Below are 22,090 nucleotides of genomic sequence, written 5' to 3'. Positions count from 1 at the left end.
ATGTCCAGCCGCAAATGCGTGACAATATGTCACATCAGCTTGATTTGTGACATCCCTCTCTTTATATATAGGGGCGAGCCCGGACGGAAACGCCGCCATGAAGAAAGACACCATCGATAAGCTGATCGGCCGCATTGACCATATCAAGGAAGAGGACCTCCAGCGTTTCTTTGTAAAGCTGGCGGAACAGCAGGGTTTTTCCCAGCAGGTGTTTGAAGCCATTCAGGAAGGCCTGATCCTGCTGGACAGCAAGGGAAAAATCCTGTTTGTCAACCAGGCCGCCCTCAAGCTCCTTGACAAGGAACGCGGCCAGATCACGCCGGAAGACTTCTGCATCTTCCTGGGCAGGGACTGCACCTGGGACACCATCCAGCAGAGCCGGACCGCCGTTTCCCGGGACGTGGAGATTTTTTATCCGGAGCACAAATTCCTGAACATTTTCATCTCCCCCATCGGCGGCAGGAGCCAGGGCCATCTGATCCTGATACGGGATGAAACGCCCCGGCAGAAGAAAAACGCGGAGAACATCGAGGCGGAACGCCTGAACGCCCTCACGCTGCTGGCCGCGGGGGTGGCCCATGAAATAGGCAACCCCCTCAACTCCATCGGCCTTCATCTCCAGCTCCTGGCCCGGAAGGCAAAACAACTGCCCGCGGAGTACCGGCCGGACATGGAAGAACTGCTGAAAACGGCAGAGAGCGAAACCACGCGGCTGGACGTCATTCTGAAACAATTCCTCCAGGCCATCCGCCCCACCAAGCCCATCCGGGAACCCCACAACATTGAAACCATCATCATGGAAGTCCTGAAACTGCTGGAGCCGGAAATCCGCCAGCGCGGCATCCAGATCAACACGGACCTCCAGCCCAGCCTCCCCATCCTCAGCCTGGACCCCGTCCAGATCAAGCAGGTCTTCTACAACCTGATCAAAAACGCCTACCAGTCCATCCCGCCGGAGGGAGGCACCATTCTGGTTAAAAGCGGTTATACGGATGACAGCGTGTTCGTCACCGTGGCGGATACCGGCTGCGGCATTTCCCCGGAAGTCATGGGCAGCATTTACGAACCTTTCCTGACCACCAAATCCACCGGCTCCGGCCTGGGCCTGCTCATCGTGCGCCGCATCGTGAAGGAACACGGCGGCTCCATCACCCTGGCCAGCCAGCCGGGGCAGGGAACCACCATCACGGTCTTCCTGCCGCGCGTGGAACGCACCATCAGGCTCCTGCCCTCCTCCATCCCGTCATGAAGATGCCCGTTCTGCTGATCGTAGATGATGAAAAACCCACGCGCGACGCCCTGCGCATGGGCTTTCAGGACGATTACGAAGTGTACACCGCCGCCAATCTTTCCCAGGCCGTCACTCTCCTGCGGGAGGAATCCCCGGACCTGGTCCTGACGGACCTGCGGCTGGGCGGGGAAAGCGGCATGGACGTGCTGAAAGCCGCGGCTTCTCTGCCCCATCCCCCCCAGAGCATCATGATGACCGCCTACGGATCCGTGGACGCCGCCGTGGAAGCCATGAAACAGGGCGCGTACGACTTCGTCACAAAGCCCCTGAACCTGGATGCCGTGGAGCTGGTGCTCAAAAGGGCGCTCCATACCCGGAATCTGGAGACGGCCAACCAGGAGCTCACCACCCGCATCCAGGCGGACTCCGGCCTGCAAAAACTGCTCGGACGGTCCGCCGCCATGGAACACGTGTTCTCCATCATCCGCCAGGTGGCGCCCAGCAAGACGACGGTGCTGATTGAAGGGGAAAGCGGAACCGGGAAGGAACTGGTGGCCCAGGCCATCCATTCCCTTTCCGGCAGGCCGGAGAATAAATTCGTGGCCGTCAACTGCGCGGCCCTTTCCCCCCAGTTATTGGAAAGCGAGCTGTTCGGCCATGAAAAAGGCTCCTTCACCGGAGCCGGGCAGCGCCGCATCGGCCGCTTTGAACAGGCGGACGGCGGCACCATCTTCCTGGATGAAATCGGGGAAATAGACGCCGGAACGCAGGTCCGCCTGCTGAGGGTGCTGTCCGAACGGACCATTGAACGCGTAGGCTCCAACACGCCCATTCCGGTGAATGTGCGCATTATTGCCGCCACCAACAAATCACTGAAGAAACTCGTCCAGGAGGGCAAATTCCGGGAAGACCTCTATTTCCGCCTCAACGTGGTCCACATCCAGATGCCCCCCCTCCGGGACCGGCGGGAGGACGTGCCCCTGCTCGCCACCGCCTTCCTGAAAGAATTCGCCCGGGAGAACAACAAGGAATTCAAACCCCTTTCCCGGGACGCCCTTGACGCCGTACGGAACTACTCCTGGCCCGGAAACGTGCGGGAGCTGCGCACAGCCATGGAGCACGGCGTCGTCATGAGCAACTCCGCCAGCATAGAACTCTCCCATCTCCCACCCCGGCTGCACGCGCAGCAGCAGCCGGCCGCCCCGGGGAGCATGGCGCAGGAACAATTGGAGGACAATGCCCCCAGCACACAGAATGGGCTTGTCCCGGCAGGGGTTTTGAATTTATCCTTGCTGGAGCGGAATGCCATCCAACAAGCGCTGGCCCGGTCAAACGGCAACAGAACGGCGGCAGCCCACCTTCTGGGTATCAGCCGCCGCACCCTTCAACGCAAATTACAAGATATTCAACCTTCATGAATGCGCCCACCACGGCATCCCGCACACCGTTTATCATCATCCTCATCCTGCTGCTGGCGATTACGGGTGTGCAGTACTTTTTCAATTTTAACGGACTGACCGCCAGCGCCGCCATGGACCAGGCCCAGATCGCCCGGAACGTGGCCAGGGGACAGGGGATGGCCACCAACTGGCTGAGACCCATCCAGATGGTCTCCGGGAGCACCCGCGCCGGCCTCAACCCCTTTCTTTCCGACGCCCAGATCCGCGAACAGGAAACCATTCTGGCGGGACAGGGGGAATCCCTCGTCAATCCGGAAAAATTCAACCCCTACGCCCTCCGGGACACACGCAACGCCCCTCTGAACATCCTGGTGGAAGCCGCCGTCTTCAAGGTGGCCGGCGTCCACAAGTTTGACCTCTGGAGCATGACGGGCAGCTCCATGATCTACCTGCCGGACCGCATCGTGGCGGGCATTTCCTGCATGTTCTTCATCCTGTCTGTCCTGAGCTGCTATTACATCCTCCACCAAATGTTTGACGTCACCATCGCCAGCTTCACCTGCCTGACGATGATTCTCAGCAACCTCTTCCTGCAATACGCCACCAGCGGCCTCCCGCAGATGATGATGCTCTTCTTCTTTGCCTGGGGCATCCATTTCCTGTACACGGCCCTGCAAAACAGGGAGGAGAAGCGTAAATTCCTGATGCCGCTCATTTACAGCTCCATCTGTTTTTCATGCGTCTGCCTCGCCGGCTGGATCGGCCTGTGGCCCATGGCCGGCTTTCTGATTTTCGTGGGCATCCGCTTCAAGCCTCACGGCCTGTACTGCATTCCGGGACTTGTGATCCTGTTCCTCCTCCTGGCCTACCCCGTTTACATCAACCGCTCCCTCAGCGGAGGCTTCTTCGGAACGGCCTATTACACCATCTTCACGGGGCTGACCGGCAATGAAGAAATCGCGATGAACTCCCTGGCCGCCGGGGACATTCCCATCGCCGCCCAGAAAGCCGTCACCTCCATCGTCAACAACATCCTGACGCAGGGCGACCTCCTTTACGAAAACCTCGGGAACCTTCCCCTGGCCATGGTGTTCCTGCTGGCCCTCCTGCACAAATTCAGAAGGCCGGAAGTCAACCAGGCCAAATGGGGCGTCTTCGCCATGTGGGTGCCCGCCGTCATCGGCATGGCCCTTTACACCTCCAACAAATCCGGTATTTCCCTGGGACAGATTCAAATCCTCTTCGCCCCCTTCTTCACGGCCTACGGCACGGCCTTCGTCCTCAACCTGATCGCACGGCACTCCAACAAGGAGGTAGTCCCCATCCTGCGGGGCGGCGTCCTGCTGCTCGCCCTGCTCATCACTTCCCTCCCCCTTCTGCTCAGCCTTCCCCAGATGGTGCGGGTGGGCATCCTGACGGCCAGCCGCGGCATTCCGGCATGGCCCCCTTATTTCCCCCCGGGCCTCAACCGGGACCTTCGCGCCCAGACGTCGGAAAAGGATTTCATCCTCACGGACCAGCCGTCCGCCGTCGGCTGGTACGCAGACAGGAAAGCCATCGGACTCCCCAAAATGGTGGAGCAATTCATGGTGCTGGAACGCATTCTGAAATCCCACGGCGGCAAGGTGGGCAGCATCCTGGTGACTCCCTCATCCACGCTCAACGCGGACCTCCGCACCATTGCCGCCTCCTACGGGGAATTCACCCCCCTCGTTCTGGAAGGCACCGTCCTGCTTCAGACGAAGGACAGGAATCCCGTATACCTCTTTGACCACAGCCGTGCGCTCTACCCCTTGTCGCAACGCTTTGGGACGCCGGACTCCCGCCAATTCATCCAGGGAGCGGACATGATTCTTTACAAAGACCTTCAGGAAACCGCTTCCACCCCTCAACCTTAATTCCCCATATGGCCAAACAACGGAAAAACGCTCCCGGATTTGAAGAATCCGTAGCCCGCCTGGAAGAAATCATACGCTTGACGGAAGCCCCCGTCACCGAACTGGAAGACATGATAGCCCTGGTGGAAGAAGGCAACAAGCTCATCCGCCACTGCCGCGGCATCCTTCATGATGCGGAACTGCGCATCCAAACCCTCAGCAACCCGGAGACCGTCCAGGATGGAACGGATCCCGATGAACCAGACAGCAATGAATTCTCCCTTACCTGAACTTCCGGAGCTGCTGGCAAGCATCCGCAGCCATGCAGACCTGATGAAAATCCCTGAGTCGGAACTGCCCCGGCTCGCGGAAGAAATCCGGAACACCCTCATCCACTCCCTTTCCCTCACCGGCGGCCATCTGGGCCCCAACCTGGGCGTGGTGGAACTGAGCATTGCCCTTCACCGCGTCTTTGAAACACCGCGGGACAAAATCATCTTTGACGTTTCCCACCAGGCCTACGTCCATAAAATGCTCACGGGGCGCGCGCCGCTGATTCACACCATCCGCCAGCATGAAGGGCTCTCCGGCTTTGCCAAAATGTCGGAATCCCCCCATGACGCCTACGGCGCAGGCCACGCGGGCACGGCGCTTTCCGCCGCCCTGGGCATGTGCGCGGCCAGGGACCTGAAAGGGGAGGACTACCATGTAGTGGCCGTAGCCGGGGATGCGGCATTCACCTGCGGCACCACCCTGGAGGCGCTGAACAACATCAGCCAGACCACCAAGCGCTACATCACCATTCTGAACGACAATGAATGGGCCATTGATAAAAACGTGGGCGCGCTGGCAAAATACTTCAACTCCCTGCAAACCTCGGAAACCTTCTCCTGGCTGAGGGACAAGACGGCCTCCTTCATTGAAAAGCTGGGGGGCACGCAGGCCAGGGACTTCGCCTTCAAGCTGGAAGGCACCACCAAGAACCTCATCTTCCCCTCCCTGCTCTTCAATAAATTCGGCCTGCGCTACTTCGGCCCCCTGGACGGGCACGACATCCCCACCCTCATCCGCACCCTTTCCTACATCAAGGACCTCAACGAACCCGTTATCCTGCACGTGGTCACCCAGAAGGGAAAAGGCTACCAGCCCGCACTGGACAACCCCACCAAATTCCACGGCCTGGGCTCCTACTGCGTGCGGGACGGCGAAACGCAGGCAACCGCCACCCCCACCTTCTCCCACATCTTCGGTTCCACGCTGGTGGAAATGGCGCACGAAGACGAATCCGTCACGGCCATCACGGCCGCCATGGCCAGCGGCACCAAGCTGGACCTGTTCAAGGAAGCCTTCCCCAAGCGCTACTTTGACGTAGGCATTGCGGAAGAACACGGAGCCCTCTTTGCGTGCGGGCTGGCGGCGGAAGGCATGAAGCCCTACATCGCCATTTACTCCACCTTCATGCAGCGCTGCATTGACATGATCCAGCATGACGCCGCGCTCCAAAAGCTGCCCGTGCGCTTCTGCATGGACCGCGCCGGGCTCTCCCCGGACGACGGCCCCACGCATCACGGCCTGTTTGACATCGCCATGATCCGCAGCATCCCGAACATCGTCTTCATGCAACCCAAGGATGAAGCGGAATTCGTCCACATGCTCCGGACCATGAACCATTACCAGAACGGCCCCACCGTCATCCGCTATCCCCGGGGCTGCGGCGCCGGGGTCCCCCTTCCCTCCACGCCGGAAATCCTCCCCATCGGCAAGGCGGAAGTGCTCCAGACGGGGAAGGACGTGACCCTCGTTTCCCTGGGCACCATGATCGGCATCGCCCGGGAGACGGCAGCGCTGCTGGAAGCGCAGGGCCACACGATCACCCTCATCAACGCCCGCTTCATCAAGCCTTTGGATGACGAATGCATCCGCCGGCATGCGGCCTCCAGCCGGGTGGTCTGCACCTTTGAAGACCATTCCATCAGCGGCGGCTTCAACTCCGCCGTGCTTGAATCCCTGGAAGCCGGAGGCGTCACCACGCCCGTGGAAGCCATCGCATGGCCGGACCAGTTCATCGAACACGGTTCGGAACCCATCCTCAGAAAAAAATATGGACTCACGGCGGAAGCCGCGCTACAAAAAATCATTCCCCACCTGAATTCCTGACCCATCCATGAAAGCATGCACCTTCCTACTGGCAGCCCTGACGCTTGCCCTTCTCCCCGCCTCCGCGCAGCAAACACCGCCGGCCCCCCCGTCCCCGGCGTGGATTCAGGAATTCAACAGCCTGCCGGAAGCAACCAGAAAAAGCTACATTGACCAATTCCGCAAGGCGGAACAGCTCTTTGCGCAGAAGAGAACCATGGAATGCCTCTTCTCCCTGACGGAGCTGGAAAAGCTTTATGCAGGAAACCCGGGCTTATACAATCTCCGCGGCGCATGCTACATTGAAATCCGCAACATTGAAAAGGCCCTGGAAAACTTTGAAAAGGCCCAGAAGCTGGATCCCTCCAACCTCACCATTCAGTTCAACCTGGCGGAAGCGCACTACGTCAATCATGACTATGCCAGGGCGCTGAAAGCCTTCACGGAGCTTCTGCCCCCCTTCAAGGACAATCCCGGCATGACTCCCCTGCTGCAATTCAAGCGCTATATCTGCGCCCGCAAGCTGGACAACCGGCCCCTGGCCAAGGAACTGGAAAACCTGTACGGCCCGATGGACGACACGCCGTACTACTACTGCACCCAGGCCATCATCAAATTCATGGGAGGAGACAAGGACGCCGCCCAGGAACAGCTCCTTTCCGCCATCCGCATCCACGGAGGCACCAGCGCCATCCAGGCCTTTACGGACGCCATGACGGAAGCCGGCATCCTGCCCTCCCCCTACGGGCAGACCGTCCCAACGGAACAACCGGCTAAAACAGGGCTGGAAAAACGCCGCTGATGAATGCGGAAGCGACGGTCCTGAAGCTCTATCCCCTGGGAGAGAACGGCCTGATTGTCGTCTGGTGCACGGAGGAAGGCATCATCAGAACGGCGGCCAAAAGCGCCAGAAAGCCCAACAGCCCCTTTGCCGGGCGCCTGGACCTCTTCTACCAGTGCCGCATGCAGTGGACGCAGGCAAAAACGGGAGACCTGCACTCCCTGACTTCCGCAGACCTGCTCTCCCCCCGCCTGCCCCTCCGGAAAAGCTACCTCCGGCTCAGCGCGGCAGGCTACTTCGCGCGCCTGTTTCTCCAAATGCTGGAGCCGGACACGCCCATCCCGGAATTCTACGACCTCCTGCAACGGGCATACGCCTATCTGGAAAACAACGACCCCACCCTCCGCGCCGTCCTGCACTTTGAACAGGAACTCGCGCGGCTGCATGGCATCGCGCATCCCGGCATTCCGGCGCACGTCATTCTGAAATCCCACTTCGGCAAGCTTCCCCCGCAGCGGGAAAAACTGCTCGGCAGCCTGGAACAAAAAGAAAACTGAACAACATGCCGCATCCTTTTTCACCAGCCGCACGGACTTTCATCCTCCCATCCAACTCCTCCTTCCCTCCGGGGAAGGATACGGATTGTTCCGTGCGCGTGATTGACTTGTCCGCGGCCTTCGGGCAAAATCTCCGGCACGGTTTTACTGCATGAAGATCTTTGACAGATACATTGCCCGCCAGCTGCTGGGTGTTACGGCCCTGGGGGTGATGGCCCTGAGCGCCCTGCTGCTCCTGGGCAACCTGTTCAAGGAACTGCGCCCCCTTCTGGTGGAAAACAAGGCGCCCATCAGCATCGTTCTGGAATTCATCTTCCAGGTAATACCCTTCTCGCTGATGTTCTCCATTCCATGGGGATTCCTGACGGCCGTGCTGCTGGTATACGGACGCCTGGCCTCGGACAACGAACTCACCTCCATGCGCATGTCCGGCATGAGCCTGTGGCGTCTGAGCGCCCCCGCCATCGCCATCGGCATCGCCCTCTCCGGCCTCTGCTACTGGATCAACATAGACATCGCGCCCCGCGCCAAGCAATCCATTTCCGAACTGCTCATCAAGGCCGCCTCCATCAACCCGAAGGGGCTTCTCAATGAAGGACAGGCCATCACCAAATTCGATAATCTGGAAATCTACATTGACAAGCGCGTGGACGACGTCATCCACGGCATGCACATCTATCAGAAGGCGGACGACAAATCCCCCGCCGTGGCCATGCACTCGGAACGCGTGACCATGGACTTCTCTCCCGAGAAAAAAACCCTTTACCTGCACCTCATCAATCCGCTCATCACCACGCAGGAAAAGGACTCCATCTCCCAAAGCGTGACCATGGATGAAATGCCCCTGAGCATCAACCTGGACAAATCCCGCTCCCGGCGCATCAAGGCCAACCGCTTCACCAACCGGGAAATCAGGGAAGCCCTGAACACGCCCGGCTATCTGGATAAAAAACAGACCACGGAATTCGCCACGGAACTGCCCAGGCGCGCCTCCTTCTCCCTGGCCTGCATCGTCTTTGCCCTCATTGGCGTGCCCCTGGCCATCAACACCCGCAGAAAAGACACCTCCACGGGATTTGCCCTGGGCATCCTGATCGCCTCCCTCTACTTTGTGGCCCTGATCTTTGCGGACCTGTCCCGGAAAAGCGACACGATGCTCCCCTACATCCTGCTATGGCTTCCCAACGTCATCACGATCGCCGTGGCGCTGTACCTTCACAATCAGGCCAGGCACAAGGGATAAGCCCCCGGCGGAAGCGCCCGCCGTTGGCGCGGAATTAGCTTTCACAGCTCCGGCCCTTCGGGTAACATGGCGCGCATGCAGCACGTCCCCACCATCGCCATCGTAGGCAGGCCCAATGTCGGGAAATCCGCCATCTTCAACAGAATGGCCGGAAGGCGCATCGCCATCGTGCATGATGAACCCGGCGTCACTCGCGACCGGCTCTCCGCCCCCTGCAAGATTACGGACCGCGCCTGTAAAATCATGGACACGGGCGGCATCGGCGCGCGCCTGACCGACGGCTTTGCGGAACAGGTGGCGGCAGAGGCGGACATAGCCATGAAAACGGCGGACCTCATCCTCTTCGTGCTGGACTGCCGGGACCACCTCACCCCCATTGACCAGAGCATTGCAGACCACCTCCGCAAGTCGGACGTTCCCGTCATCCTCCTGCTCAACAAGGCGGACCATGAAAAGCAGGATCTGAACCTGGGAGAATTCGCCGGACTGGGCTTTGACGACCATATCTTTCTCTCCGCCGCCCACGGCAGGGGCTTCTCCGAACTCGCCTCCCGGCTGGACGACTTCCTCAAACAGGAGGGCGCCCCGCTGAAAGAAGAACTGGAGGAAGAACCGGAAGACGGGGAGGACGCCGCCCCCCCCATCAAGGTGGCCGTCGTTGGACGCCCCAACGCGGGCAAATCCTCCCTGGTCAACGCCATCCTCCGGGACAAGCGCACCATCGTTTCCGACGTGGCGGGCACCACCCGCGACGCCATTGACGTCCCCTACCTGCACGACGGCCAGCCCTACGTGCTGATCGACACCGCCGGCATGCGCCCGCGCTCCCGGCGGGACACCTCCGTGGAAGTGTTCTCCGCCATGCGCAGTGAAAAAGCCATCCGCCGGGCGGACATCTGCCTGCTGGTCATTGACATTGCGGCAGGCATCACGCAGCAGGACCGCCGTATCGCCGGCATCATTGCGGAGGAAGGGAAACCCTGCATCATCATCGTGAACAAATTCGACCTCTTCCACCCGAATGCCCCGCGCAAGGACCGCATGGCGGAAGTGGAGGAACAGGTGCGCAGGGAACTCTTCTTCATCAACTATGCGCCCTTCATCGCCACCTCCGCAAAAAAAGCGGAGGGCGTGGAAATCATCTTCAAGGTCATCACGCGCATCCGCCGGGAATCCCGTAACCTGCCCACCACCGGACAGCTCAACCGCCTCATCCAGCTTGCCCAGCAGATGAACCCTCCCGGCACCGCCAGCGGCTCCACCAGAAGACTGAAAATCTACTACGTCACCACGGCGGTGGATCCCAAGTACAACACCATTCCCGTCCCGCGCTACGTCCTCTTCGTCAATGACAAGAACCTACTCACGGACAGCTACTCCCAGTACCTGCGCAACAAAATCAGGGAAGCCTACCCCGCTCCCGGCATCCCGGTCATCTTTTCCGCCCGCTCGCGCGTGCGCAATGACTGACAATCCCGCCTTCTCCGCATGCTCTCCGTCAGGAACCTCAGCGCCTCCTTCCACACCAGGGCCGGCATCGTCCGGGCGGTGAGAAACGTGTCCTTTGACGTGGCGCCGGGGGAAACGCTCGGCATCGTGGGGGAATCCGGATCCGGAAAATCCGTCACCTGCTACTCCATGATGGGGCTCATCCCGATGCCTCCGGGCCGCATTGAAAGCGGTTCCGCCATGCTGGACGGCACGGACCTGCTTCATTGTCCGGAAAAGGAACTCCGTTCCATCCGCGGCAAGCGCATCTCCATGATCTTCCAGGATCCCATGACCTCCCTCAATCCGTACCTGACCATCGGGGAGCAGGTGGCGGAACCCCTCGTCATTCATGAGGGAGCCGGCAAAAAAGAGGCACGCGACCGCGCGCTGGAACAGCTTGCCCTGGTAGGCATACCGGACGCGGAACAGCGCATGGACGCCTATCCCCATCAATTCTCCGGAGGCATGCGCCAGCGCGTCATGATCGCCATGGCCCTCATCACCAAGCCGGAAATCCTCATTGCGGACGAGCCCACTACTGCCCTTGACGTCACCGTGCAGAAGCAGGTGCTTGACCTCATCAGAAAACTTCAGCAGGACATGGGCACCTCCGTCATCCTCATCACGCATGACCTCGGCGTGGTGCGCCAATATGCGGACCGCATCAACGTCATGTACGCAGGCCGCATTGTTGAAAGCGCCCTGGCGCGGGAGCTTTTGGAACATCCCCGGCACGCCTACACCAGGGCCCTGATGAAATCCATTCCCGGACTACATGCGAAAGGCTCCCCCCTCTACACCATTCCCGGACTGCCTCCCAACATGATGCAGGAGCCTTGCGGATGCAGCTTCCGCCCCAGAAATACCCTCGGGAACCCGGAACTCTGCCTGACGGACCGGGAACCGGAGCTGGTGGAAATATCTCCGGGGCACTCAGTCCAGAACTGTCCGGGATGCCTGGCCGGGAATCAGTAAAACCTTGGGAGAAGAATAGGGCCTATGGGGCTCACAGGAAACTTTAGGGATTATAGGGAATTCCCATCATCACCCCTATCCCTTCTCATCCGGCTCATTCTTTCCCTCATCCCCCCTTCTCCAAGAAACTTCCCCTCCAAAAACCTGAGCTGCCGCATTAATAAATACTTGGCCTGGAAAATCAGGCAAATGGCCATATTGGCCACCACCTCCGGCGGCCTTGTCCGGGCCAGTTCCAAAAAATAATCCCGGGCCAGACATTTATCCGCACCCTTCTTTCTGACAAAAAGGGACTCTCGTGAATCCTTTTCCCACACGGGAAAGCCTCTCACTCTCAAAAAGTCTTCATAATCACTCAGTAATTCATCCAGACTGGCTCTGGCTACATTCATCAGCTTGATTTCCGTTTCCATGGAGACCAGCCCCGCCTCCTTTCCCTCCGCAATATTCTGCTTTCCGGAACGGGCAGCCTGAACCATCTGATCAACCGTCCTGTCGCGAGAAGACAAGTACGCCTTACAAAAATAATAGGTCAGATCATAAATCTGCTCCGCCTTTCTGTAGGAAAGCAGAGACCGGTAATCGCCGGAAGGGGCAACAGGGAAGCCATGCGTCCCAGCCTAAAACCCGCAACAAAAACAATCAATATTTTTATAAAAATTACCAACATGGACCCCGTCCACCAGCACATGGTTCGCCTGAATGGCCACGGGCATCATCAGCCTGCCGGAAACGTCCGCCTCCATCTTCCCCCAATGGATGAGGGGAAGGTACTGCCCCCGGAACACCCTGTAGGCGCTGGCCACCTGCGTAAATGGAATCCACGGCAGGCAGCTGAACACGGCAATATCCGTCCGATGGCAGGGATTCGCCCGGGCCGGAGCCTGCTTGGCCGCCTGAATGAGCGGAACGGCATGCTCCAGAAAATCAGCCAGCTCCGCCCGGTACTCTACTAAAATCTGGGTGAATTCCCCATCCGCCGCCAGCACCGGAACCAGGGCGTCCACGGATTCATACTCCCACACCTCCCCTTCCTCCACCCTCTGGCGCAGTTGGGGAATCTTATTCACCGCCTTCAACAGCACAAACAGGCACAGGGCGAAAAAGGAAATCCCCTCCTGTTTCGCATAACGGTACAAGGCATCCACCCGCACGGGAGACGTGATGGAAAACATGGGACATTCAAACGTCTGGAAATACTCGTAATGGGACCTTCGCGGCCAGGAAGCGATTTCTATTTTCTTTTTCATGCGCTTATTTTCTATTCCAGGAAGGCTCTCCATAGATGTTTTTGCGCTTTTGCTCCGGCAGCAAAAGACTGAACAGGACGGGAGCAGTCAAGACAGCTATGCCCGTAAATATTCCCCCTACAAGATCCCAGCAAAAGGACATTGCCAGAAACTTTCCCTTAAAAGAACAAATCAGGACTGCTATCCATACCGGCCAGACGATCGCCAACCAGCCCCCATCCAGCCCGGCATCATGAAAACGTCTGACGCCCAGCGCAATGAAGCAAAACAAGAAGAAAAACAACAGCAACAACCCCGACAGAAGAGCAAAAAGCATCCCAAAAGGAAGAGGTTCAAAAACATCGCAGGCTCCACAAAAACAAACTATCCAGACGAGAGGAGCAGACGCCAGAAGTGCGCCGTAGGCAACAGCCGCCTCCCGGCGCGAGGAACGGGACTGCATCACCAGCAGGGAAAAAAACCACTTAAAACGACTTCTTCTGCCGCATTTCCATATTTTGCCCACTTTCATCCATTCCCCGGTTCCGGAATACCGCTCCTTGAGCAACTTCCATTCCGGCGGAGCTCCCGGAATGTCTCCTATCCATATCCAGTCTTCCGAACGCTCCTCCCTGACCATCAGTCCCAGCGGTAATCCGGCATAGCGGACTTCCCTAACCAGGAAATCAAAATCGGACGGCCCATGCAATTCCCCATCCGGCGTATGGTAATAATAACGTTTCACAATCACTCCTTTCCTTCCGTTCTTTCCCCGGTTCGCCCGGAAATGCCGGACCGGCTGTTGGCGGGAACACATCCCAGCGCAAGCGGCGCCAGGGAACAAAACAGAAACATGCAGAAAAACATGGCGCCGCAAATTAAAAGGGAGGCATTCCCTCCCGCCGCAGCCCGCGCCCATCCGTACACATGATAAAAGCCCGTCTCCGCACATCCCAAGGAAGCCGCGTAAACGGGAACCGCCCAGAGGAGGCCCAGATCAAGATCACGGAGCCTGCGAAAAACAAGTCCCAGGCATGGAACAAGCATGGCCGCACTCAAACACGCCAGGTTTATTCCATGCTCAGCCGTTACCATAAAACGCGGATGAATGCTCCCATTCACCGCGGCCCAATATCCTGAAAAAACCAGCGTCCCCATGCACGCGCCATAAAACAGCCACGCATATAAATATGAGGTGCTGGAAATGCGGCCGGACCAAGAAAACAGCCACCTCCATCTTGCCGCCATCCATTCAGGCAAGCTGAACTTCCTTTCAGAAAAAGGACCAGGACTGGAAGAAGACAGGTTCACGGGAAAGCCCTTTCAGTCAAACACGCATTACGGGGTTTGTCGATATTATCCTCCCTTTCCGGCGAAGGGAAAAATCCCCGGTTCTTCTCTGTCCGGGAAACGGAACGGTCATACCTCCGGGGGATGACCGTATTGATTTTCCTTCTTCGTACCGGGAAACAGGCCCAGCAGCGCAACAACCCAGGTTCCGGACAACACGAAAACGGCCACTCCCATTCCTCCTGCCGCCATTACTCCGGCCTTTCCTGCATGTGCCATGAACATTCCCCACGCATCAGACTGGAACAAACGACCAAACAACCATTCTACCGGCAAACTGCCAGCCAGAAGGACAAAAGGAAGAACAAACGACCAACCGCCCGCCAGGGACAAGTCATGAAGCCTTCTCCAACACAAGGCAAAGAATTGAAGGACAATCAGCAACCCCAGCAACAATCTCAAGAGCAGGAAGATGAAGAACAAACAGGAAAACACGTCGATTCCCGGCATCAGGGGAGGAAGAGCAAGCCCCAGCAGAATCTGGGCAACCGCCAGCCCCAGGCAATCCGCCAGCGTCATGGACAGGAAAACGGACAGGCATTCCCGCCGGGAAGCGCGTCCGGAAAAGACGAATGCCATTCTCCATGATCTCCGATAATAATACCGGAGACGCTTCCAAAACGACAGACCGGCTACCTCTTCCGGCGGAACAGACATCACGTTCGGATAAAATCCGGTTCCCGTTTCCCTTTTCACTGCCTCCGCCAGGGCAACCCATTCTTCACCATCTACTGGACGGATCATCAAATGATCAGGCAGACCGCCCCATTTTACCTCACAGGCCAGAAAATCCAGTTCAGCAGGACCATGCAATTCTCCATTCCGGTCATGGTAAAAATATTTCATTCTAAAGTATACAGCTGATCCTATTTGCTTAATTTTCAGCAATCAATACTTTTTTCGACAAATATAATCCAGAAGGCCCCCTACCCCTCCCGGACGGAAAGCAAGTCCGTCACAGACGCGCGCTTCATGCGCCACGCAGGCAGAAGGCACGCCAGGGAGGAAAGGGCCAGCACCAGAAGCACCGCATACCCCAGATGGGCCCAGGGCATCGTGATGGGAGGAGTGACGATGCCGAAGTGATAGCCGTATTCCAGAATCTGGATGGAGCACCAGGCTCCCAGCACGCCCAGGGCCAGGCTCATGACGACGGCGCACAGGGAGACCATCAGCGTCTCCGCCCAGAGCATCCGCATCACCATGGCGGCCGGCACTCCTACCGCCCGCATCAGACCGAATTCCCGGCGGCGGGACTGCACGGAGGCCAGAACAGTATTGAGCACGGCCAGCACGGCAATCACCATCATGATGATGGGAAGCTTGCTCATCGTAAAGATCACGTCGTCACCGCGGCTGGTGACGCTCCCCCCCAGGCTTTCCCGGGTCAGGGCCTTCACCAGCGGCTTCACGCCTTCCCCTTCGTTCTCCTGCTGCCTCACCTTCATCAGGGCGTATTCCCCCAGGTCGTTCTGGAGCTCCAGGTTGCTTACCCCGGGGGCGGTGTCCCCCCAGATGAACTGGAACCCCTGATGGCCGTATTCCTCCTTGAGCCAGCGTTCATCGGCAATCGCCAGGGCCGCCACAAAGCCGCCGCGGCGCACGCGCATGCCGCTGGTCTTGGTCAGCCAGTGCCAGCCGGGGAAGGAGACGACTCCCGCCACCTTCCAGGGTTCCCCCTGCATGCCGGGGCCTCTGCCCCGTCCGTGAGCTCCGGCAGACGGAGCATTCCCGGAACGGCGCCCCTGATGGGACGGATTCACCAGCATCAGGTCATCCCCGGCCTTCAGCCCCACCATCCGGGCAAAGGTATCCGGAATCAGCAGGGAACGGGTGGATTCCAGCATGGCATAGGCTTCCTGCGGGTTGCCGGAAACGAACACGGGCCTGAACAGGGGATGGCTTCCCTGAGCCATCTCCGCCACGGGAATGCCAGCCAGCACGATGGAGCGGTTGCGCATTCCGGAAAAACCTGGGGTCTTCATCTGCGCCGGGGCAATGTCCGGTTCATCCACGTAAATGGGATACATCCGCGAATTACGCAGGCTGGGCCGCGCCATCAGCTCCGGAACGTCCGCAGGCTTGAACTCCGTATGCAGGAAGGAAACCAGCGTTCCGGGCGTGGACGTATCCGGAAAGAAGGGAACCAGCATGGAATATCCCCACGTCTGCACCCCTACAAAGAGGGACAGGCCCACGGACATGGATACGGCGGTTCCCACGGAACGGCTGAGGTTGCGGCTGAGCTGCACTTTCAGGAAAGAATGCGGCACGCGCAGCAGCAGCCCCGTGATCCATGACCCGGCCCACTCCGTCACGCGCACGAAGGCGGGAGCCAGGAACAGCGCACCGGCCACCAGGCCGGGATACCCCAGCCAGAAAAAGATCCACTTGCGCGTCTCCACCTCCAGGCCCGGCAGAAGCAGGGCCGCAGGCTGGAGGCACACGCACGCCAGCCCGGCGATCACGGACCACACGGGAACGCGGCTCACTTTCCCGATGAATCCGGAAGAGGGCACGGCCGCTTCCAGCGGAGACTGGCGGGAAGCGCGCCATGCGGGAATGATGGAAGCCAGCAAGGCCCCCCCCACGGCGCACGCGGCGGCAGCTAGCACCGTCGTCCAGGTCAGGACGGGGACCGAGGAAGAACCTTCCTCCAGAAGGTACACCAGGCAAAAGCCGGCGGCCAGGCCGCCCAGCAGCGCCGGAATGCACAGGAAAAGCCCCTCTCCCACAATCAGCAGCGCGATCTGCATGCGGCTCATCCCCAGCGCACGCATCAGGGCCAGTCTGCGGGTGCGCTCGCTGACGCCGATGCTCAGGGTCGTGAAAATGATGAAGACGCAGGAGAACAGGACGAGCCAGACGGACATCTCCGCACTCTCCTTCTGGGAACGGACGGAACGGTCGCTGGAAAGCCGCTGGATAATGGAATCCGTATCCGCCACCACGGCGGAGGCCTGGGCCAGCTCCTGCCGGAGGCCGTCCACAAACTCCTTTTTGTCCACCCCTTCCTTGAGCTGAACGTAAATCAAATTGGGGGCAAAAGGCTGGCCCGTGATTTTTTCACACACCTTTACGGGCACAAAGAGGGAGGAAAAAGCCGGTCCGGACATGCCGCCCGGTCCCATAATGACGCCGGGGGTAGCCTTGGCCTGCTTGACGATGCCCACGACCTTCACGTCGTACACGTGCGTTCCCACGCGCACGTTCATGACGGTTCCCACGCCCGCGCTGAAATACTTGGCGCTTCCGCTGCCCAGCACCCCCTCCATGGCGGAGGAGGAAGCCATATCCGGCCAGACGCCTTCCTTCAAATCATAAGGACATTCCACGGCATGGTTCCCCACCAGGATGGGGCTCTGCGGAGGAATCCCCATGCGGTCGCGCGTCTGCTCGTCAAAGCTGCCGCGTTCATTCCCGCAGCCGATCTGGAGGCGGGGCACCTGGCAGGCGGCGTTCACGGATTCCACCAGAGGGGAGGCAGCCAGGCGAGCGGCCAGATCCGGATCACTGAACCGCGGGTACTGCCCGGGGGGAAGCAGCCCTTTGGGCGCCTCCGGCACCAGGCAAAGGTCATAGCTGCCCATGTAGGCCTCCGCGTCGTTATCGAACTCCTTGACCAGCGTATCATAGCTCCCCATCATCCAGACGATGAGGCTGACGGAGACGAGGATGGCGAACACGCTGACCGCCACCCGGCCGGGGTTGGCGCGCAGGTCCCGCCAAATCAGTTTGAACAGCAGCGTCATAAGGCGTCATTCAGCGTGCGTTCATAGAAGGAGGACAATTCTACAGGTCCGGCAAATTCCGCCGTGGGCCTGTCGTCCACGATGCGGCCGTCCTTGAGCACAATCACGCGGTCCGCCCACATGGCTACGTCCGGCGCATGCGTCACCAGCACGAAGGCGCAGCCCTGCGTACGGTGCAAATCCCGGAACAGGTCCCCCATGAGCCGGGTGTTTTCAGAATCCAGATTGCCCGTGGGTTCATCCGCCAGCACCAGCGCCGGGCCGGAAACCAGCGCACGGGCAATCGCCACCCGCTGCTGTTCCCCGCCGCTGAGCGTATCCGGCATGGCGTGCCGGCGGTGGGACAGCCCCACTTTTTCAATCATGGCGTCCAGAGTGGAAGAGGCCACTTTTTTGCCCCCCGCCAGGGAGGGCAGCAGGATGTTTTCCTCCACGTTCAGGGTTCCCACCAGGTTGAACATCTGGAAGATGAACCCCACGCGGTCGCGCCGGTACACTGTCAGGGCGGCATCAGACATGGAGCCGAGGTCCAGCCCATCCACCGTCACCGTGCCGGAATCCGGAGGCAGCAGCCCCCCCAGCACGTTCAGCAGGGTGCTTTTTCCGGAGCCGCTCGCGCCCATGACGGCGACGAACTCTCCCTGGTTCACGGTAAGGCTGATGTCTTTCAGCACGGCTATGTCCTCGGAACCGGACTTGAAGCTGCGCTTGAGGCGGGTGACGGAAATGACGGGGGAACTCATGGCTGGAAGGAATGGTTAGAAGGTAGTCTTCACGCCTACTTCAAACGTGCGGGGCTCTCCCACCGTGCACTGCACGGCGTGGCGGGTGGACTGCACGTATTTCTTGTCGAAAATGTTGTATACGGCCAGCCTCAGGGTGGCATCCTTCAGCCATTTGGTTTCCGGCAGGGGGATTTCCACCGTGAAGTCAAACACGCTGTAGGAAGGTATGGTATAATTATCCGCAATCTTTGCACCGCGGAACGTGGCGTAGTAGGAATCCTTGCAACGGTAGCCCAGGCCCAGCACCGTGCCGTTCAGCAGGCCGCCGTCAATGCGGTATTTCTGCCAGAGGGCCAGCGCATTCGGAGCGATGGTGGGATACACTTCCCCGGAGGTCCGGTTCTTGGTGCGGGTGTAGGTGTAGGAAAGGTAGGAACTCCAGTTCTTGGTGATTTCCCCGTTCAGGGAAAGTTCCACGCCTTCCGCCCTCTTGGAGCCGTCCGAATAGTACCGGTTGGTATATCCGTCTATGGCTACGGGAGTGTTATTCTGGATGATGTCAAACCAGGAAGCGGAGAACCACACCTTGTCCACCGGGCTGACCCGGAAGCCGAATTCCATCTGGTCCGTACGCCAGGAATCGGTCAGTTCCTTCCCGTTTTCATCCAGATACCCGAAATTGGGGGCGGAAGTACGGGCCGCATTGGCGAACAGAGCTACGCGCTCACCGAACATGCGGGTAATTCCGAAACGGGGGCTCCACGCAAACGCGTAATTATTGTCCAGGCTGAAATGCGCGTCCCCGCGCACGCCGGCCAGGAAACGCCACTGTCCGTAGCTAAGGACATCCTGCAGCAGGACGCCCGCCCGCTGAACCACGGTATCCGTCGCATTGGCTCCGGAATAGTCGCGCCCGGCGGGGAAAAAGGGCGGAGGATTGTACAGGGAGAAATAGCCGTTCGTGTTCGCGGTAGCGTTCGTCACCAGGCTGGAACCGTCGCCATAGGTGCTGCTCCCCGTGTAGGAAACGCCCATCAGGGCTTCATGCTCCACCTGTCCGGTCTTGAACTCCGCCAGCGCGTTGGAATAGAAATTCCAGTTGATGTTCCACTCGTCGCTCCACGCGGCTTCGTATTTGGCCTTTCCGGAAGCAATCATCTGGTTGTAATAATCCTCCGTGCTCATTCCGCGTCCGGCGGAAGAAGAAATGCCCCAGACATTGTAGTCCACATCGCTGTACCCCATGCCGCCGCCGATGCGGATTGTCCAGACCTTCTCCAGCTTGCGCTCGAAATCCAGCATCGCCAGCAGGGATTTGGCATTGAGCCTTCCGCTCGGAGAACCGTACCAGGCGTCATACGGCCCCACAAAGTGGCCGCCCAGCACGGGGATGCCCATCGTCGTCGGCGAATTCTGGTACTGGAAACTGGTCGTCAGCACCGTCTTGGTACGGGAATCATGCTGCCAGCGGAAAATGGGGGAAACCGTGTACTTCTGGCCACCGTTGGCTCCGTTGCTCAGCCAGAACGGGCGTTCATACTCGGCGGCTACCACCGTGCGCAGGGCAAAACCGTCCGTTTCATTACCCCTGTACCGGGTGTCGTCAATAGTTACGCGGTACTTCTGCCCATGATGGGAAAGACGGGCGTAAGCCGTCAACTCCGTCCGTTCCTCAAAATCAGGCGCCTTCAGGATCAGGTTAATGGAACCGCCGGCGCCGTATGCCCCGAGCGTACTGGTCTGGCCGCCGGAAATGGACCCGATGGGGCCTTTGACAATTTCAATATTTTCTATCAGGGACGTATCCATGCCGTATCCCATGCCGCGGGGAAGAGGCATGTTGCCTATCTGCACATCGGTGCCGGCAAAACCGCGGATGGTGTACTGGTCCGCCGTGCGGGACAGCAGCATGTCCCCCCCCGTATTGACGGAGGAATCCATGCGCAGGGCCTCCACCAGGGAATCGGAACCCTTGGAATCCATCAGATCCCGCGTAATAACGTTTACCGTTTGCGGAACTTCTTCCGTCTTCATGTTCGTGAGGGTGGCGGAACTGACCGTCTCCGCCCGCAGGGACTTGGAACGGATGGTCATCACGCGTTCCGGCATTTCCTGCACGCCCTCCTCTGCGGCGGCGGGTTTAGTCTCGGCATAGGCGGACTGCCCGAGGACAAGCAGGCTCCCAATGGCGGCGGCACGGTGCAAACCGCGCCCCTGGCGGCGGCGGCGCGGGGTATTCATGTTGGATAAACGCATGGGGCAAGTATAAAACGGAACATCGGGCCGTCCATCCCGGATTGTTAACAATTTGATAACAGGCCGTTCCTTTCCCTTCCTGCAAAGGCACATCCGGCAGCAGAACGCTCCCGGCGCCTCTCACAGGCCAAGAGCCTGCGCCCGGCTCTCCGCCGCGGCCTTCAGCCATTCCCGCAGCGCCTCCTTGTCTCCGGAGGCCAGACGGTTCCGCATCTCCCCCAACTGGGACAGGGCTTCGTCCAGCCGGTCCAGGACGGCGGGGGCATTCTCCGTCAGGATTTCCGCCCACATGGACGGTTCCCCCATGGAAACGCGGGTGGTGTCGCGAAAACCGCCGGCGGACACCAGCCCCAGCAGCTTCACATCCCCCCCGTCCAGGGCGGTGTGGACGCACAGGGCGGACAAGGCATGCGGTATATGGGAAATGCGGGCTACGGAAGAATCATGGTCCGCCGCTTTCATGCGGATGCAGTGGCAGCCCACGCGCTCCCAGAACCGCTGGAGCAGCAGCAGCATGTCTTCATGCACGTGCTCGTCATTGGTCAGAATGCACGTGGCGTCCCGGAAAAGCTCCCCGGAGGCATGCTCCATGCCCTGCTTTTCAGAACCGGCCATGGGATGGGAGCCGATAAACGCCACGCCGGTTTCCGTCAGAGCGGAACCCACGGACTGGTGGACGCAGCCCTTCACGGAACCCACGTCCGTCACCAGCACGCCCGGTTTCAGCAGGGGGAGCATTCCGGAAACGAGGCGGGACATCACGCCCACCGGGGTAGCCAGCACGACCAGGTCCGCGCCTTCCACCACCTCTTCCAACCGGGTGGAGGCGGCATGGGCGGCTCCGGAAGAGCGGGCATATTCCAGCGGCTCCTCCCTCCTGCCCCACAGGCGCACGTGGACATGCGGCAGCTGCTTCCTGACGGCAAGCGCCAGGGAACCGCCCAGAAGGCCGGGGCCGAGAATGGCTACGGAGGAAAAGGAAAGCTGTTTTCTGGAAGCTTCGCTCATGGTTTCACAGGGGGTAGAATACACCAGCGCCCCGGAACATACAGCATGTTCAGGGGCGCGGGCATCATCTTTTCGCGGC

At 59.5% G+C, this 22,090-nt stretch carries 18 protein-coding genes; 10 read left to right on the top strand and 8 right to left on the bottom strand.

Translation table 11 applies throughout. The annotated features are described in order from the left end of the window. The first annotated feature begins 97 nt into the window (after positions 1-97). The 10 genes from P8A25_RS03140 (at position 98) to P8A25_RS03095 (ending at position 11,691) form a co-directional block, all read left to right on the top strand. Positions 98-1,249 carry a sensor histidine kinase gene (locus tag P8A25_RS03140; protein ID WP_404838760.1) on the top strand — a complete coding sequence of 384 codons (1,152 nt, stop codon included), beginning with the start codon at positions 98-100 and terminating at the stop codon, positions 1,247-1,249. Next, entirely contained in the window at positions 1,246-2,649 is a 1,404-nt protein-coding gene (locus P8A25_RS03135; protein ID WP_215442498.1) for a sigma-54 dependent transcriptional regulator, read from the top strand. Before P8A25_RS03140 ends, P8A25_RS03135 begins: the two co-directional genes overlap by 4 nt. Next, the gene (locus tag P8A25_RS03130; RefSeq protein ID WP_404838759.1) at positions 2,646-4,529 is read left to right on the top strand and encodes a hypothetical protein; all 1,884 of its coding nucleotides are present in this window, start codon (positions 2,646-2,648) and stop codon (positions 4,527-4,529) included. The genes P8A25_RS03135 and P8A25_RS03130 overlap by 4 nt, the downstream gene beginning before the upstream one ends. 8 nt (positions 4,530-4,537) lie before the next feature. Further along, positions 4,538-4,798 (top strand): exodeoxyribonuclease VII small subunit, encoded by a 261-nt coding sequence (gene xseB, locus P8A25_RS03125; protein WP_022397776.1) that lies wholly within the window; start codon positions 4,538-4,540, stop codon positions 4,796-4,798. Then, positions 4,779-6,665: a 1-deoxy-D-xylulose-5-phosphate synthase gene (dxs, locus tag P8A25_RS03120; RefSeq protein WP_215442491.1), complete on the top strand. Its 1,887-nt coding sequence runs from the start codon at positions 4,779-4,781 to the stop codon at positions 6,663-6,665. The genes xseB and dxs overlap by 20 nt, the downstream gene beginning before the upstream one ends. A 7-nt stretch (positions 6,666-6,672) precedes the next feature. Next, entirely contained in the window at positions 6,673-7,446 is a 774-nt protein-coding gene (locus P8A25_RS03115) for a tetratricopeptide repeat protein (protein WP_215442490.1), read from the top strand. Next, positions 7,446-7,982, top strand: coding sequence for a DNA repair protein RecO (locus tag P8A25_RS03110; protein ID WP_022397773.1), 537 nt, complete (start codon positions 7,446-7,448; stop codon positions 7,980-7,982). The genes P8A25_RS03115 and P8A25_RS03110 overlap by 1 nt, the downstream gene beginning before the upstream one ends. Positions 7,983-8,133: 151 nt before the next feature. Next, a complete protein-coding gene (locus P8A25_RS03105) occupies positions 8,134-9,225 on the top strand; it encodes an LptF/LptG family permease (protein ID WP_022397772.1) in 1,092 nt (363 codons plus the stop codon). Positions 9,226-9,300: 75 nt separating this feature from the next. Continuing rightward, on the top strand, positions 9,301-10,695 hold the full coding sequence (gene der / locus P8A25_RS03100) for a ribosome biogenesis GTPase Der (protein ID WP_215442488.1): 1,395 nt from the start codon (positions 9,301-9,303) through the stop codon (positions 10,693-10,695). An 18-nt stretch (positions 10,696-10,713) separates the two neighbouring features. Next, the gene (locus P8A25_RS03095; RefSeq protein ID WP_215442487.1) at positions 10,714-11,691 is read left to right on the top strand and encodes an ABC transporter ATP-binding protein; all 978 of its coding nucleotides are present in this window, start codon (positions 10,714-10,716) and stop codon (positions 11,689-11,691) included. Between the two features lie 50 nt (positions 11,692-11,741). Here the strand turns inward: P8A25_RS03095 and P8A25_RS03090 are convergent, their stop codons facing one another. The 8 genes from P8A25_RS03090 to P8A25_RS03055 all read right to left on the bottom strand — a co-directional run bounded on the left by P8A25_RS03090 (position 11,742) and on the right by P8A25_RS03055 (position 22,011). Then, positions 11,742-12,263 (bottom strand): four helix bundle suffix domain-containing protein, encoded by a 522-nt coding sequence (locus P8A25_RS03090; RefSeq protein ID WP_286011366.1) that lies wholly within the window; start codon positions 12,261-12,263, stop codon positions 11,742-11,744. 48 nt (positions 12,264-12,311) lie between these two features. Continuing rightward, positions 12,312-12,941, bottom strand: coding sequence for a CatA-like O-acetyltransferase (locus P8A25_RS03085; RefSeq protein ID WP_022397768.1), 630 nt, complete (start codon positions 12,939-12,941; stop codon positions 12,312-12,314). Positions 12,942-12,945: 4 nt separating this feature from the next. Continuing rightward, entirely contained in the window at positions 12,946-13,671 is a 726-nt protein-coding gene (locus P8A25_RS03080; protein ID WP_290503441.1) for a DUF805 domain-containing protein, read from the bottom strand. A 668-nt stretch (positions 13,672-14,339) separates the two neighbouring features. Further along, positions 14,340-15,158 (bottom strand): DUF805 domain-containing protein, encoded by an 819-nt coding sequence (locus P8A25_RS03075; RefSeq protein ID WP_146019504.1) that lies wholly within the window; start codon positions 15,156-15,158, stop codon positions 14,340-14,342. Between the two features lie 38 nt (positions 15,159-15,196). Continuing rightward, positions 15,197-18,022, bottom strand: a complete 2,826-nt coding sequence (locus P8A25_RS03070; RefSeq protein WP_215442482.1) for an ABC transporter permease — start codon at positions 18,020-18,022, stop codon at positions 15,197-15,199. After that, positions 18,019-18,765 (bottom strand): ABC transporter ATP-binding protein, encoded by a 747-nt coding sequence (locus P8A25_RS03065; protein ID WP_022397764.1) that lies wholly within the window; start codon positions 18,763-18,765, stop codon positions 18,019-18,021. The genes P8A25_RS03070 and P8A25_RS03065 overlap by 4 nt, the downstream gene beginning before the upstream one ends. A 15-nt stretch (positions 18,766-18,780) precedes the next feature. Further along, the gene (locus P8A25_RS03060) at positions 18,781-21,003 is read right to left on the bottom strand and encodes a TonB-dependent receptor (protein ID WP_180972876.1); all 2,223 of its coding nucleotides are present in this window, start codon (positions 21,001-21,003) and stop codon (positions 18,781-18,783) included. Positions 21,004-21,123: 120 nt separating this feature from the next. Continuing rightward, positions 21,124-22,011, bottom strand: coding sequence for a prephenate dehydrogenase/arogenate dehydrogenase family protein (locus P8A25_RS03055; protein ID WP_180972877.1), 888 nt, complete (start codon positions 22,009-22,011; stop codon positions 21,124-21,126). Positions 22,012-22,090: the final 79 nt, after the last annotated feature.

The sequence above is a fragment of the Akkermansia sp. BCRC 18949 genome, from assembly GCF_045011645.1.
Classification (GTDB): Bacteria; Verrucomicrobiota; Verrucomicrobiia; order Verrucomicrobiales; family Akkermansiaceae; genus Akkermansia; species Akkermansia massiliensis.
Note: the sequence above shows the minus strand (reverse complement) of the source record. Positions and strands in the feature narration are given on the sequence as shown.